Below are 13,737 nucleotides of genomic sequence, written 5' to 3'. Positions count from 1 at the left end.
GCTGCTTACCGTTGTATGACGAAGCGTCAGGAGTCTGCCGGCCTTATTGCAAGTCGCTTGCAATACGCTTTCCGGGTTCCAGTCGCCGATCCGTCGGGAGAAGCCGTGAGCACCATCGACCGGGAGCGGTCCATATCCACCGCCGAACTGATCCGGGCCTGGGTCACCGGTTGGGCGGCGGCCCGATCGGTACCCGCGCCGGTCGAGGCGGCGGGCGGCTTCCGGCTCGACGTCGGATTGCCCGAGCACCGCGTGCGCTACGTGTTGCACGACGTCGGGCACGTGGCCGAGACGGCCCGGACCCGGACCGATCCCGGCACCTGGATCAAGAGCTTCGGCCCGCCCGAGCGGATCGGCCCCGAACTGACGCCCGCGTGGACGATCGGCGATCCGGAGTACGTGATGACCGGGCCCCTGCGGCAGGCCGCGGTGGTCCCGCCGAGCGGGTACACGATCGAGGTCGAGCCGGTGGGCGCGGTCGTGTTCGTGCGGTTGCTCGCCGGCGACGGCGCGGTCGCCGCGAGCGGGCGAATCGGGGTCACCGGGGAGACGGCCGTGGCCGACCAGATCCGGACCGACCCGGCGCACCGGCGTCGAGGGCTGGGCAGCGTGCTGATGACCGCGCTCGGCGACGCCGCCGCCGAGCGCGGCGCCCGCACCGGGGTGCTGGTCGCCACCCCTGCCGGCCGGGCGTTGTACACCCGCCTGGGCTGGACGCTGTACGGCGTGCTCACCCCGGCCTGGATTCCGGAACCGGCGATCGCACCCGAGGCGGGGGTACCCGCCGCCGAGCCGAGCCTCGCGTCCTCCCCGGTTCAGGCCCGGCCCGCCCGGTAGGCCCGCTTCACCTCGGCCCAGCGTTCCCGGTCCGCCGGGCCGAGCAGGCCGCGCAGTTCGGCCAGCTTGAGCAGGTTGGCCTCGGCATCGGTGGTCAGCGTCTGTGCCTGCGCCGTGTAGTGGTCGTCCACGAGTGTGTCGACCTCGGCGTCGTCGAGCACCGGCAGGAGCCGCTCGGCCAGCCTGTTGTGCCTGGCCCTGCGACACCTTGCGGTAGAGCCGGGTCACGGCGAGGAGCACGACGAGTACGACGAGCAGGACGACGGCGACGAGCACACCGATACCCACGGTGATGGCATCCATCAGTGAGATCCCTCGATAGAGCGGGACGTTGGTGTGCGCGCGGACGACTTCGGCGCCGCGACTGGCGAACGGTGAACGGGATGCGGCAGGCGGCAGGCGGCAGGCGGCAGGCCGCAAGCGACGAACGGCGCGCGTTCAGCTCGCGGTTCGGTCCGGGTCCAGCGCGCTGTCGTAGCCGGTCACCCGGAAGAACTCGCCCGCCGCGTCGTAGTCGAAGATCAGCGCGGTGCTGCCGGACACCAACCCGTGCTCGTCCGTGCGCACTTGGAGGATCGCGGTCGATCCGTCCAAGGCCCGGACCTCGGCCTGACCGAAGTCGTGGCCCACCCGCCCGGTCCGGATCAGGCAGGTACGGCCGACGAAGTCGGCCCGCAGGGCCGGGCGTTCGGGTGGCAGGAAGCGTCGGACCAGCGCGCGTGTCGAGCGAGCGGTGAGCAGGCCCAGCGCGAGCGCCGCGGGGAGCGTCGCGGCGCGCAACCACCAGCGGTCGGTCAGCGCGGTACCGACCAGACAGCCGAACCAGGTCACCGCGATCGCGAGCGAGATCGTCACGGTGATCGGTACGCCGGCGGTGTCGCGTGGGTCGTGGTCCCCGTGACCCACGTGCTCACCGTGACCGTCATGACCCCCGTGGGCCCAGGGCCCGCCATACTGACCATCCCCGTGATCCCCATGACCCACGGCGACACCGCCGAGCAGCACCAGCAGCCAGTAGGCCGCCACCACGACGAGCGCGAAGCTGAACAGGACGGCCGGAAACGCCAGTGCCGCCCGCACGAAATCCCCCACCGTCCCACCCCCTCGGCCCCTCGTGCGCCGACATCGCGGCACCGGCCGGCACGCCCGCACATTGCCGGATGCCGGCAGTGTTGACGCCTTCGTGACGTCCGGCTACGGACTCCGGGAAAAGCGGTCAGAGCGGAGTACTGGGCCAGCCCAGGATCCGGGCGCCCAGCGCTGCGGTCTCCAGGGTGTAGCGCTGGATCGCGTCGCCGGGGTCGTATCCGGTCAGCGTCCGGATCCGCTCCAGCCGGTAGGAGAGTGTGCGTACGCTGATCCGCAACCGGCGCGCGGCCTCGGCGTTGACGTAACCCGCCGCCGCACACGCGGTGATCGTCTCCAGGAGCGGGACCGCGCCGCCACGCGCCTGCACCAGCGGCCCCAGCGCGCTGCGAACCAGGTCGGACATCGCCGCGCGGTCGCGCATCAACACCGGGAAGACCAGCAGATCGGCCGCGTCGAGCACGGTCCCGGGCAGATCCAGCCGCACGGCCAGGTCGAGCGCGCCCAGCGCCTCCTCGTAGGAGAGCACCACGCCGCCCGCACCGGCGTGCGGCCGGCCCAGTGCGACCCGGTCGGCGCCCTCGCGGCCCGCGCCGCCGGCCGTCGCGTACTTCGCAAACGCGGTCAGCACCGACTGCTCGTCGTCCGCCGCGACGCACACGAGCCGGCCGTCCTTGGTGGTCAGCAACACGTCCCGTTCGCCGAACCGCCCGATCAGCTCGCGCTCGACCCGGCGGACCAGGGGGTGCGCCTCGTCATAGTCCGTCCCACCCACGGCGACCGCGACCACGTGCGTCCGGGCCAGCCGCAGCCCGAAGCGTTCGGCACGCTCGGCCAGCCGACCCAGGTCGCTGCGCCCGTACAGCAGGTCGTCGATGAACTCGCGCCGCGCGGCCTCCTCCTGGCGGACCGCCAGCCGTCGCGCGTGCTCGTGGCCGGCGCCGAGCGCGGCGATCGCCGCGTCCAAAGCGGCCAGCGCCGCGTCCCCGCCCCGGGCCGCCTCGGTCACACTCGCCGCCCGACCGATGCCCGGCAGCGTCCCCCAGGCCCGACGCGTCTCGCGCAGATACAGCCCGACCAGCGGACGCCAGTCGTACCCGGCCTCCCCGGCCCGCTCCCCCATCTCGGCCAGCGCGTGCAACTCGGCCCGCCGCAGCAGCCGTCCGGTCGCGGAAACCTCCCGCAACAACTCGGCCCATCCACCCACGAACTCGACAGGTATCCCGTCGTCGCTCTTCACGCCGCGTCCCCCCGAGGCCCCACCACGTTGCCGAATAGCAGCCAGGAAAACGCTACCAACCTTGCCGATTCCCGGCAGAGCGATGGCGATGGGGCAGCGGGGCACGCACCGACACGGTCCACGCGCGGATTGCCTCGACAGCGCGGCTGGGGCGACGCGCATTCCGGAGCGGCGGGCCGAACATCGAAGTGGTCGCCGAGACGGGCGACAAGACGGCGACGAGACAGGCCACCCGACCACGACGCCGGCGTCGGCCTCGGCGCAGAGGTCGGATTCGGCGCGACCCGTCGGCCCGACCCCCGCCCGGTCGTCAGCCGATCAGTTCGGAGACGATCGGCGCCAGGGCACGAAACGCCTTGCCCCGGTGGCTGATCGCGTTCTTCTCGGCGGCGGTCAGCTCGGCGGCGGTGCGAGTGTCGTCGGCGACCAGGAGGATCGGGTCGTATCCGAAGCCGCCGGTGCCGCGCGGCTCGCGGGTCAAGGTGCCTTCGAACCGGCCCTCGACCACCCGCTCGGTGCCGTCCGGCAGCGCGAGCGCCGCCGCGCAGGCGAACCACGCGGCGCGGTGTTCGTCCGCGATGTCGGACAGTTGCGCGAGCAGCAACCGCAGGTTGGCCGCGTCGTCGCCGTGCGTGCCGGCCCAACGCGCGGAGAAGATACCGGGCATGCCGTTGAGCGCGGCCACGCACAGGCCCGAGTCGTCGGCGATCGCCGGGAGCCCCGTGGCCCGCGCGATGGCGTGGGCCTTGAGCAGGGCGTTGGCCGCGAAGGTGAGGCCGGTCTCGGGCACGTCGGGGACGTCCGGGTAGGCGTCCATGCCGACGAGTTCGACGTCGAGCCCGACGTCCCGGAGGATCTGCTGGAGCTCGACGACCTTGTTGGCGTTGCGGGTGGCGAGTACGAGACGGCTCATACGGCAAGCCTAGGACTCGTGGCGGCCGCGGATCGAATCCGGGCCGCCCTCGCGGACCGGTTACTTGACGCAGATCGTGGTCAGGTTCTTCGCGCCGTTGATCAGCGGCTGCACGTCGCTCGCGCCCAGGCTGTCACCGTTGGCGGCCTTGGTGCTGAGCTGGGTGATCACGTCGCCGAGGCTGTTCGCGGCGTTCTTGGCGTCGTCCGAGTCCAGGTCCTTGGTCTTGTCGTCCAAGGTCTTCTGCAGGTTGTCGAGCGACTTCCGGGCAGCGGCCGGATCGTTGAGCACATTGCTCAGGTTGGAGATGTCGTTGGTCAGGTTGGTGGCCAGTTCGGCACACGAGATGGCCTGCTGCGCCTGCTCGCACGCGACGGTGGCGAACAGCGCGCCCGCCATGGCGGTGGCCGCGATCGTGGTGCGCAGGACCCGGCGGGGACGGAACGTGGCGCGGAACATGGAGCTCCTCGTCAGGGACGGGCTGATCGGCCCGGTCGTGGCGGGTGCTGATCGGGATGACCAGATGCCATGACCGTACTGGTGACCGGGCCCGCGCCGGGCCGACCGTGGCACACCCGGTGCGTGCCGGTTGCGCGTACGTGACACTCGCAACCGGCACGTGACCACCATTTGCAGTGGTATGCCCGGGAAAGCGAATTCGCGGTCGCGCCCGGACGGTTGCCGTATCGGTTCGGCTCAGGACTCCAGCGCGAGCTGCTGAAGCACCGTCAGTTCCTCGCAGCCCCGCGCACCGAGGTCGAGCAGGTTGTTCAGCAGCGCGCGATCGAAGGGCTCCTTCTCCGCGGTGCCCTGCACCTCGACGAAGCGTCCGTCACCGGTGCACACGATGTTCATGTCGGTGTCGGCCCGAACGTCCTCCTCGTAGGGAAGGTCGAGCATCGGCACGCCGTCGATGATCCCGACGCTGACCGCCGCCACCGAACCGACCAGCGGGTTGGCGCCTTTGCGGGTGAGCTTGTGCTCGCGCGCCCAGGTCACCGCGTCGGCCAGCGCGACGTACGCGCCGGTGATCGCCGCGGTCCGGGTGCCGCCGTCCGCCTGGAGCACGTCGCAGTCGAGGTGGATCGTGGTCTCGCCGAGCGCCTTGGTATCGATCACCGCGCGCAGCGAACGGCCGATCAGCCGCGAGATCTCGTGCGTACGCCCGCCGATCCGGCCCTTGACCGACTCGCGATCACCGCGCGTGTGGGTGGCGCGCGGCAACATCGAGTACTCGGCGGTGACCCAGCCCTCCCCACTGCCCTTGCGCCAGCGCGGCACGCCTTCGGTGACGCTTGCGGCAACCAGGACACGGGTACGGCCGAACTCGACGAGGACCGAGCCCTCGGCGTGGTCGAGCCACTTGCGCTGGAACGTGACCGGGCGAAGCTGGTCGGGGGTACGGCCGTCTACTCGTGACATGGACCCAGCCTAAGCGGTGGCACACACCCCTTCGGACCGGACACCCGGGCGGGCTCAGACCGTGTGCGAGGCGTCCGGCAGGGCCAGCTCGACGGCGCCGGTGAAGGTCTTGCGGGCGTCCTCGAGATTGCGCCCGCGGCTCGTCCACGGCGGGATGTGGGTAAGCAACAGCCTTCCCACGCCCGCCCGTTCGGCGTGTTCGCCGGCCTGGCGGCCGTTCAGGTGCACATGCGGCAGATTCTCCCGGCCGTGCTCGAACGACGCCTCGCACAGCAGCAGGTCGGCGCCGCGCGAGATCCGGACCAGGTCGTCGCTGACCCCGGTGTCGCCGGAGTAGACCAGCGACCGGCCGCCGGCCTCGATCCGGTAGGCGTACGACTCCACGGGATGCGGCATGCGGTCGGCGGTGATCCGGAACGGGCCGACCTCGAAGGTGCCGGTGACCACCGTGCGGAAGTCGAACACGTCGCCCATCCGCCCGTTGTCGATGGCGCCCTCGACGTCGTACGCGCGCGCGATCCGCTCGTGCGTGTCGGCCGGTCCGTACACCGACAGCCGGGGCAGTTCGCCGGACGGGCAGTATTTGCGGGCCACGAAGTAGCAGGCGAGGTCGAGGCAGTGGTCCGCGTGCAGATGGCTGAGCAGCACCGCGTCGATCGAGCCGAGCGTGGTGTGCCGTTGCAGCGCGCCGAGCGCGCCGTTGCCGAGGTCGATCAGGATGCGGACCCCGTCGGCTTCCAGGAGGTAGCACGAGCAGGGACTGTCCGGTCCGGGGAAGCTGCCGGAGCAGCCGACGACGGTGAGTTTCACGTGAGGGCTCCGAGCGCGTCGACGTGCGCGAGTTCGGGGCCGAGGAACCGGCGACCCACGTCGCGGAACTGGGCGGGATCGCCCGTGGTGAGGAATTGGTGCTCGGGCGCGGCCCGTCCGGTGTCACGCATCAGGCCGCCGGCCGCGAGTGCGCGGTAGACGTCCTTCGCGGTCTCCTCCGCGCTGGAGATCAGCGTGACCTGCTCCCCCACGACGTAGGAGATGACACCGGTGAGCAGCGGGTAGTGCGTGCAGCCGAGGATGAGGGTGTCCACGCCCTCGGACACGACCGGGTCGAGGTAACCCCGGGCGACCTTGAGCAGTTCGTCGCCGTTGGTCACCCCGCGCTCGACGAACTCGACGAAGCGCGGGCACGCCTGGGTGGTGAGGTTGATGTGCGGTGCGGCGGCGAACGCGTCCTCGTAGGCCATCGAGGTCTTCGTGGCCTGGGTCGAGATCACCCCGACCCGCCCGTTGCGAGTTGCCGCCGCGGCACGCCGGGTGGCCGGCTTGATCACCTCGACGACCGGCACCGCGTACCGCTCGCGCGCGTCCCGCAACATCGCGGCGGACGCGCTGTTGCAGGCTATGACCAGGAGTTTCACGCCCTCGTCCACGAGCCGGTCCAGGCATTCCAGCGCGTACCGACGAACCTCCGCGATCGGCCTCGGCCCGTAGGGCTGCCGCGCGGTGTCGCCGAGATAGCGGATCGGCTCGTTCGGAAGCTGGTCGAGCACGGCCCTGGCCACGGTCAGGCCACCAAAGCTCGAGTCGAAAATCCCGATCGGCGCGTCGTTGGATGCGAATGCCACCCCCTGAGAGTACGCAGAGGAGGGGTACGTCCCGGTGCACAACGGGCATGGGGGTGACCGACGTCATATCCAACCGCGCTGCGCGCGAGGCGGCTTCGCCACGCGGCCTCCGGCCGCCTGATCAAACGCGCTACGCGCGAACCGGCGGTTCCACCGCTCGTGGGCACGGATGAACGCGCTACGCGCGAACCGGCGGCCCCGCCGCTCTCTTCGCAAGCTCGTCGATCACTGGTCGACGATCAAGTCGTCGGCGCTGACGCGCCGGGGGGTGTGCCGAGTTGGCGTCGCGGTCGGGGCGGCCGCGTGTGTGGGCGGCCGCCCCGTCGTTTCGGCGTCGCCGGCCGGCAACGGGGCGGGCCGGTGGACGAGTTGTCGCGATGTCCAGAACGAACCGGTGACCCCGCGGTGGGTCGGCCCGTTGCCCCGACGCGCGAGCGGCTCAGCCGGCGTTGATCGCGCCGGCGGCGAATACGCGGGCGGGCGGACGGGAGAGCCACCACGCGGAAGCGAGGTGCACGGTCGCGCCCAGGCTGCCGCCGATCGCCATGCCGGTGATGCCCTGTTCGATCCCGATCATCGCGTCGCCCAGTTGCGCGACGCCGGCCACGACCAGGATCGGCGTCAGGCCCCGGTCGGCGCGCCGGGCGAGGAGGTAGAGCAGGCCCGCGGCGAGCGGGACGGCGCGAACGCCGTACGCCTGCGCGTACATGTGCATTCCGTCGCTCACCTCGGTCCCGGGCACCGACAGGATCCCCGGGTCGACCATGCCGAGCACCGCCGAGCCCGCCGAGCCCAGCGCCATCACCGCATTGAGAAGCAGCACCGCACGCCGCATGACTTCACTCCCTGAATGATTCGAACTCTGAATGATTCTCCCAGGTTATTATGCAAACCATGAAAGATGTCAAGGGTCAGGGTCCGCTGACGAGCACGGTCACGTTCCGCCTGGGCACCATCGGCGCGATCGTCACCGAGCGCTTCACCGAACAGGTCCAGGCGTACGGCCTCAAACCCAAACAGGTCGGCCTGATGGCGGTCCTGGCCGCCGGCGCCGCCGACTCACAGCAGGAGATCGCCCGCACGATGGGGGTCGCACCCAGCCTGGTGGTCAGCCTCGCCGACCAACTCGAAGAGCTCGGCGCGATCCGCCGCGAACGCGACCCCGCCGACCGCCGCCGCCAAGTCCTGACCCTCACCGACCACGGCCATACCCTCCTCGCCGAGTGCACCACCGCCGCCCACATCCTCGACGAGGCCCTCACCGCCCACCTGACCCCCGCCGCCCGTCAGGCCCTACAGCAGGCCCTGACCACCCTCGCCGCCCAATCCGGCCTCCCCACCTGACCGATTCCCAAGCGCCTCGCGCTCCAGGAGTGCCATGCGCAAGTTCGTCGCCGCCCCCGACATCACCGAGTTCTTCAAACTCGGCGATGAACCGCGACGACATCGATGAGCATGCGACGCGGGGGGACGCCGGTATGGGCCTCCGCCGATGCAACGACCTTGCGCACGACCGGCGGCACGCAGACCGTCCGGCACGGCCCACCCACCGGCACGTCCTGGCCCGTCCCCCCTGAACCCGGGTCCGCCCGTCCCGGATGCCCCATCGGCCGCGAGCAGCCGTCCCCCGCACGACCCGAAGCGATCCCCTTTGTCGCTGTCCACCACCCGATGCGCCTCAACCGCCTCCGTGAGCGGCAGCCGCACGTGCGCGTGCCCCGCAGCCAAGCCCGCCGGAGCGCGCCACCACGGCCCACCCGCGGCACACCCCCGAAAAACCGAACGCCCCCGGCGCCCGAAGGCGGCCCGGGGGCGATCGAAGAAGACCCGGCACGAAGAAGACCCGGCACAAAGGCTCAGTCGGAGCCTCGGACCACGCTACTCAAGCCCAAAGCTGACCCTGAAGACCCTCCACCGCGGCCTCCGTGCTCTCGGCCGTGTAGATGCCGGTGGACAGATACTTCCAACCCGCGTCCGCGATCACGAAGGCGATGTCGGCCGACTCCCCCGCCTTGACCGCCTTGCGCGCGATCCCGAGGGCCGCGTGCAGCACCGCGCCGGTCGAGATGCCCGCGAAGATGCCTTCCTTCTCCAGCAGTTCCCGGGTACGCCGGACCGCGTCGGCGGAGCCCACCGAATAGCGCGTGGTCAGCACGTCGGCGTCGTACAGCTCCGGCACGAAGCCCTCGTCGAGGTTGCGCAGGCCGTACACGACGTCGTCGTAGCGCGGTTCGGCCGCCACGATGGTCACTCCCGGGACCTTCTCGCGCAGGTAGCGGCCGACCCCCATCAGCGTGCCGGTGGTGCCCAGACCGGCCACGAAGTGGGTGATCGTGGGCAGGTCCTCGAGCAGTTCGGGGCCGGTCGTGGCGTAGTGCGCGTCCGGATTGGCCGGATTGCCGTACTGGTACAACATCACCCAGTCGGGATTCTCGGCCGCGAGTTCCTTGGCCACCCGGACCGCCGTGTTGGAGCCACCCGCCGCGGGCGACCCGATGATCCGCGCGCCCCACATGCGCAGCAGTTCGCGGCGCTCCTCGGAGGTGTTCTCCGGCATCACGCAGACGATTTGATAGCCCTTGAGCTTGGCCGCCATCGCCAACGCGATGCCGGTGTTGCCCGAGGTCGGCTCCAGGATCGTGCAACCGGGGGTGAGCAGCCCGTCGCGCTCGGCCGCCTCGATCATGTGCAGGGCCGGACGGTCCTTGATCGAACCGGTCGGGTTGCGGTCCTCCAGCTTGGCCCACACCCGCACGGTCGGCGACGGCGACAGCGTCGGCAGGCCGACCAGCGGGGTGCGGCCGACCGAATCGAGCAACGATTCGTAACGCATCAGATCGCGCCGCCGGCGACCGCCGGAAGAATGGTGACCGTGTCGCCGTCGTCCAACTTGGTGCCGAGGCCGCCGGTGAAGCGCACGTCCTCGTCGTTGAGGTAGACGTTGACGAAGCGGCGCAACTCGCCGTTCTCCTCCACCAGTCGTCCCCGAACTCCCGGGTGCCGGGCCTCCAGGTCGACCAGCAGGTCGGCGAGGGTGGCACCCGCGCCGGGCACCGCCTTGGCGCCGTCGGTGTAGGTACGAAGGATGGTCGGGATGCGGACCTCGATGGCCATGGATGCGCTCCTCTGGTGGTGACGCGTACGGAGAGAACGCAGTCCGGACGCGGGCCGCACCCTTGACGCTCCAGCGGGGACGGTGGAGACCGTGGGGCGGGGATCGTTCGCGTGCGCCGGTGCTGCGGGACGTGCCTGCTGCCTGGGGTGCCTGGTGGGCCGATCCGGTAGCGGATCAGCTCACGCGCGCAGCGCGACAGAGGGCGCTGGAGAGTCGGCACAGATCGACGTGCAGGCGTGCGACGAGAAGCGCGCCCGGGGCACCGCCCGCTACCGCTTCCGTCATATTCACGCCCGCATAACGCATATGGTCATGCTAGCCATTCCATCGAGAGGCTCCGATGTGATCTCGCATGCCGGAACATGCCATACCGACAGGTGAGACACAGCCCGACGGCAATACCCGACGAATCGGGCATTCGCTCCGAAATAACCCGTCCCTCGGCCTTCGAACAGTCGCCGAACAACCCGCGAAGGGCCGTCGGCCGGATCAATAGGCCTCGACCACGTTGACCTCCTCCTCGGTGATCACACCGTCGACGATCCGGTACGACCGAAACTCGTACGTCTCCTCCTCCCGCGTCGACACGAGCACGTAGTGCGCGTTGGGCTCGGACGCGTACGACACGTCCGTGCGCGAGGGGTACGCCTCGGTCGCGGTGTGCGAGTGGTAGACGATCACGGGCTCCTCGTCCCGGTCGTCCATCTCGCGGTAGAGCTTGAACAGGTCGGCCGAGTCGAACTCGTAGAACGTGGGCGACCGCGCGGCGTTGAGCATCGGGATGAACCGCTCGGGGCGGTCGGTGCCCTCGGGGCCCGCGACGACGCCGCACGCCTCGTCGGGGTGGTCGGCACGGGCGTGGGCGACGATCCGATCGCGCAGGGCTGCGGTGATGGTGAGCATGCCCCGAGCGTACTGAGCGGCTTTGGGACCCGCGCGACACCTCACCCCGCCCCACCCCACGCACCGGGCCGGCCCGTCCGCCGCTCAGACCCTCACCGGCTTCCCGCGCCGCGCCGAGACGTACGCCGCCACCAGGAACGCCACCCAGATCGGCACCACGTACAGCGCGATCCTGGTGTCCGCCGAGAACCCGAGCAGGACCACCACCATCAGCAGGAAGGCCAACACCGCCCAGCCCGTGTACGGCGCGCCCGGCATCCGGAAGCCGTGTCCCGCCAGCCGTCCCCGGTTCACCGCGCGCCGGTAGCGCATCTGGCACGCGACGATCATGCCCCAGGTCCACAGCGCGCCCACGGTGGCCACCGAGGTGATGTACATGAACGCCTTGTCCGGCACCAGCGCGTTGATCAGCACGCCGACGCCCATCACGATCGCCGACACGGTGACTGCCATTGCCGGCACCCGATGCGAACTGAGGGTGCTCACCTGCGACGGCGCCTGCCCCTCGACCGCGAGGGTGCGCAACATCCGGCCGGTCGAGTACAGGCCCGAGTTGCACGAGGACAGCGCGGCGGTGAGCACCACGAAGTTGATGATCGCAGCCGCGGCCGGGATGCCCACCCGGTCGAAGACGAGCACGAACGGGCTCTCCTTGGCATGGAAGTCGGTCCACTGCGCGAGCGAGAGGATGATCACCAGGGCGCCGATGTAGAACAGCCCGATCCGGAACGGGATGGTGTTGATCGCGCGCGGCAGCACCTTCTCCGGGTCCTGCGCCTCCCCCGCGGTGACACCGATCAGCTCGACGCCCAGGAACGCGAACATCACGATCTGGAGCACCATCAACGTCTCGCCGACGCCGTTGGGCGCGAACCCGCCGTCCGACCACAGATGCGAGACGGACGCCTGGTCACCGGCCTCGCCGAAGCCGAAGATCAGCACCCCGATGCCGACCAGGATCATCCCGACGATCGCGGTCACCTTGATCATCGAGAACCAGAACTCGAACTCGCCGAACAGCTTGACCGAGATCAGGTTGGCGGCGAACAGCACCAGCAGGACAGCCAGCGCGGTCACCCACTGCGGGATCCAGGACCACCAGTACTGCACGTAGACGCCCGCCGCGGTGATCTCGGCCATCCCGGTGACAACCCACATGATCCAATACGTCCACCCGGTCACGAACCCCGCGAACGGCCCGAAGAACTCCCTGGCGTACTCGGCGAAACTGCCCGCCACCGGCCGATACATCAGCAGCTCGCCCAGCGCGCGCATGACGAAGAAGATCAATACACCGGCCACCGCGTAGGCCGCGATCAACGACGGCCCGGCCTTCTCGATCGCGCCGCCCGCGCCCAGGAAGAGCCCGGTGCCGATCGCGCCGCCGATCGCGATCATCTGGATCTGACGGCCGTTCAGTCCCCGTTCGTACCCCTCGGCGTCGACACCCGGTTCGACCGCCCGCGCGCTCGACTCGGCCTTGATGTCCGTCATGATCGCTCCCGTTCGTTGGTACGGAGGCCGTATTACCAACGAAAACGAGCGGAAACCCGAATGCCGAGCGATCCGGCGTGTCCCTTTCGCCGGATGTGCTCCTGCGGTACGGCGCTACAGCGCCCCGAGCAGCGAGTCCTGCAACCCGCCCAGCCAGTGGAAGACCGCGAACAGCCAGCGTCGCGGATCGTCGTCGGCCAGTTTGGCCTCGAATTCCTCCATGTCCTCGGTGACTTCGAGCCGGGTACCGATCACCAGGCGCAGGTCGTTGAGCGTGCCGAGCCAGGCCTGGATGCCCTGCTCGTCGAGCACCACGCGGTGTTCGCCGCCCTGCGCGCGCAACTCCTCGGCGCCCGGCGGTTCGGTGAGGTCGACCAACTCGGCCAGGTCGGCCAGCACGATCCGCGCGTTGTCGCGCTTGCGCAGCCGCAGGTCGGTCTCGGTGTAGCGGCGGAACTCGGCCGCCGCCTCGGCGTCCTCGGCGTAGGCGTCCGGCAGCAGGCGGGCGAGCGCGGGGTCGTCCGGGGTGACCGGTGTGTCGGTCGAGCCGAGCCCGGTCAGGCCCAGCTCGGCGGCCAGCGGGTCGCTCGCCTCGTCGTCGGGCGAGACCATCTCGACCAGTTGACCGCACAGATCGGCCAGCACTCGCACGTGCATGTCCTCCAGGACGATCTCGGGTCGTCCCGAGCGTCCGCGCATGAAGAGGCCGTTCACAGGCTGTGCAACTCCCGGGGAATATGGGGCGGAAACCGGAGGGGCCGGCCGGGCCGAGCGAACCGAGCGGGTGTCACCTGTCGTGCTGGATGGTGGCCCACAGGCCGAATCCGTGCATCGCGGTGGTGTCGCGCTCCATCTCCTCGCGCGTCCCCGACGAGACCACGGCCCGACCCTTGTTGTGCACGTCGTGCATGAGCTTCTCCGCCTTCTTCTTCGGATAGCCGAAGTAGGACTGGAAGACGTAGGTCACGTACGACATCAAATTGATCGGGTCGTTCCAGACGATGCACACCCACGGGGTCTCCGCCCGGACGTCCTCTTCGGGCTTCTGCTTCTCGACCTCGATGGGAGCGACACTCATGGGTCCCATGCTGCCATCAGCCCAGGG

The 13,737-nt window shown here is 70.2% G+C and carries 18 protein-coding genes; 2 read left to right on the top strand and 16 right to left on the bottom strand.

The window, feature by feature from the left end; translation table 11 throughout:
- Nucleotides 1-105 precede the first annotated feature (105 nt).
- On the top strand, nt 106-837 hold the full coding sequence (locus tag ACIRL2_RS22290; protein WP_402234135.1) for a GNAT family N-acetyltransferase: 732 nt from the start codon (nt 106-108) through the stop codon (nt 835-837).
- On the opposite strand, the gene ACIRL2_RS22285 is transcribed toward ACIRL2_RS22290, so the two are convergent.
- The 9 genes from ACIRL2_RS22285 to ACIRL2_RS22245 form a co-directional block, all read right to left on the bottom strand.
- Nucleotides 816-998 carry a hypothetical protein gene (locus ACIRL2_RS22285; protein WP_395863307.1) on the bottom strand — a complete coding sequence of 61 codons (183 nt, stop codon included), beginning with the start codon at nt 996-998 and terminating at the stop codon, nt 816-818. The genes ACIRL2_RS22290 and ACIRL2_RS22285 overlap by 22 nt on opposite strands.
- A gap of 277 nt (nt 999-1,275) precedes the next feature.
- On the bottom strand, nt 1,276-1,929 hold the full coding sequence (locus tag ACIRL2_RS22280; RefSeq protein WP_395863310.1) for a hypothetical protein: 654 nt from the start codon (nt 1,927-1,929) through the stop codon (nt 1,276-1,278).
- Between the two features lie 124 nt (nt 1,930-2,053).
- Nucleotides 2,054-3,163, bottom strand: a complete 1,110-nt coding sequence (locus tag ACIRL2_RS22275) for a PucR family transcriptional regulator (protein ID WP_395863312.1) — start codon at nt 3,161-3,163, stop codon at nt 2,054-2,056.
- A 310-nt stretch (nt 3,164-3,473) separates the two neighbouring features.
- The gene (locus ACIRL2_RS22270) at nt 3,474-4,076 is read right to left on the bottom strand and encodes an XTP/dITP diphosphatase (protein ID WP_402234132.1); all 603 of its coding nucleotides are present in this window, start codon (nt 4,074-4,076) and stop codon (nt 3,474-3,476) included.
- Between the two features lie 60 nt (nt 4,077-4,136).
- The gene (locus ACIRL2_RS22265) at nt 4,137-4,535 is read right to left on the bottom strand and encodes a hypothetical protein (RefSeq protein WP_395863316.1); all 399 of its coding nucleotides are present in this window, start codon (nt 4,533-4,535) and stop codon (nt 4,137-4,139) included.
- A gap of 237 nt (nt 4,536-4,772) precedes the next feature.
- On the bottom strand, nt 4,773-5,498 hold the full coding sequence (rph, locus tag ACIRL2_RS22260) for a ribonuclease PH (protein WP_395863318.1): 726 nt from the start codon (nt 5,496-5,498) through the stop codon (nt 4,773-4,775).
- Between the two features lie 54 nt (nt 5,499-5,552).
- Nucleotides 5,553-6,308, bottom strand: coding sequence for an MBL fold metallo-hydrolase (locus ACIRL2_RS22255; RefSeq protein ID WP_395863320.1), 756 nt, complete (start codon nt 6,306-6,308; stop codon nt 5,553-5,555).
- Nucleotides 6,305-7,120, bottom strand: coding sequence for a glutamate racemase (murI, locus tag ACIRL2_RS22250; RefSeq protein ID WP_395863322.1), 816 nt, complete (start codon nt 7,118-7,120; stop codon nt 6,305-6,307). Before murI ends, ACIRL2_RS22255 begins: the two co-directional genes overlap by 4 nt.
- A gap of 439 nt (nt 7,121-7,559) precedes the next feature.
- Complete coding sequence (locus ACIRL2_RS22245; RefSeq protein WP_395863324.1) at nt 7,560-7,955, bottom strand: hypothetical protein; 396 nt, start codon at nt 7,953-7,955, stop codon at nt 7,560-7,562.
- Between the two features lie 59 nt (nt 7,956-8,014).
- Here ACIRL2_RS22245 and ACIRL2_RS22240 point away from each other — a divergent pair, with 59 nt between their 5' ends.
- Nucleotides 8,015-8,464, top strand: a complete 450-nt coding sequence (locus tag ACIRL2_RS22240) for a MarR family winged helix-turn-helix transcriptional regulator (RefSeq protein WP_395863326.1) — start codon at nt 8,015-8,017, stop codon at nt 8,462-8,464.
- 538 nt (nt 8,465-9,002) lie between these two features.
- Here the strand turns inward: ACIRL2_RS22240 and ACIRL2_RS22235 are convergent.
- From ACIRL2_RS22235 to clpS, 7 genes are all read right to left on the bottom strand, one after another.
- Entirely contained in the window at nt 9,003-9,953 is a 951-nt protein-coding gene (locus ACIRL2_RS22235) for a PLP-dependent cysteine synthase family protein (RefSeq protein ID WP_395863329.1), read from the bottom strand.
- Nucleotides 9,953-10,234, bottom strand: a complete 282-nt coding sequence (locus ACIRL2_RS22230; RefSeq protein WP_395863331.1) for a MoaD/ThiS family protein — start codon at nt 10,232-10,234, stop codon at nt 9,953-9,955. Before ACIRL2_RS22230 ends, ACIRL2_RS22235 begins: the two co-directional genes overlap by 1 nt.
- A 175-nt stretch (nt 10,235-10,409) precedes the next feature.
- Nucleotides 10,410-10,520 (bottom strand): putative leader peptide, encoded by a 111-nt coding sequence (locus tag ACIRL2_RS22225; protein ID WP_395863480.1) that lies wholly within the window; start codon nt 10,518-10,520, stop codon nt 10,410-10,412.
- 204 nt (nt 10,521-10,724) lie between these two features.
- A complete protein-coding gene (locus ACIRL2_RS22220) occupies nt 10,725-11,138 on the bottom strand; it encodes a Mov34/MPN/PAD-1 family protein (RefSeq protein WP_395863333.1) in 414 nt (137 codons plus the stop codon).
- 84 nt (nt 11,139-11,222) lie between these two features.
- The gene (locus ACIRL2_RS22215; RefSeq protein WP_395863335.1) at nt 11,223-12,632 is read right to left on the bottom strand and encodes an amino acid permease; all 1,410 of its coding nucleotides are present in this window, start codon (nt 12,630-12,632) and stop codon (nt 11,223-11,225) included.
- Nucleotides 12,633-12,746: 114 nt separating this feature from the next.
- Nucleotides 12,747-13,346, bottom strand: coding sequence for a DUF2017 domain-containing protein (locus ACIRL2_RS22210; protein ID WP_402234127.1), 600 nt, complete (start codon nt 13,344-13,346; stop codon nt 12,747-12,749).
- A gap of 73 nt (nt 13,347-13,419) precedes the next feature.
- A complete protein-coding gene (clpS, locus tag ACIRL2_RS22205; RefSeq protein WP_402234125.1) occupies nt 13,420-13,710 on the bottom strand; it encodes an ATP-dependent Clp protease adapter ClpS in 291 nt (96 codons plus the stop codon).
- Nucleotides 13,711-13,737 lie beyond the last annotated feature (27 nt).

Origin of the sequence: Embleya sp. NPDC127516 (assembly GCF_044765325.1) — a bacterium.
Taxonomy (GTDB): Bacteria; Actinomycetota; Actinomycetes; order Streptomycetales; family Streptomycetaceae; genus Embleya.
Note: the sequence above shows the minus strand (reverse complement) of the source record. Positions and strands in the feature narration are given on the sequence as shown.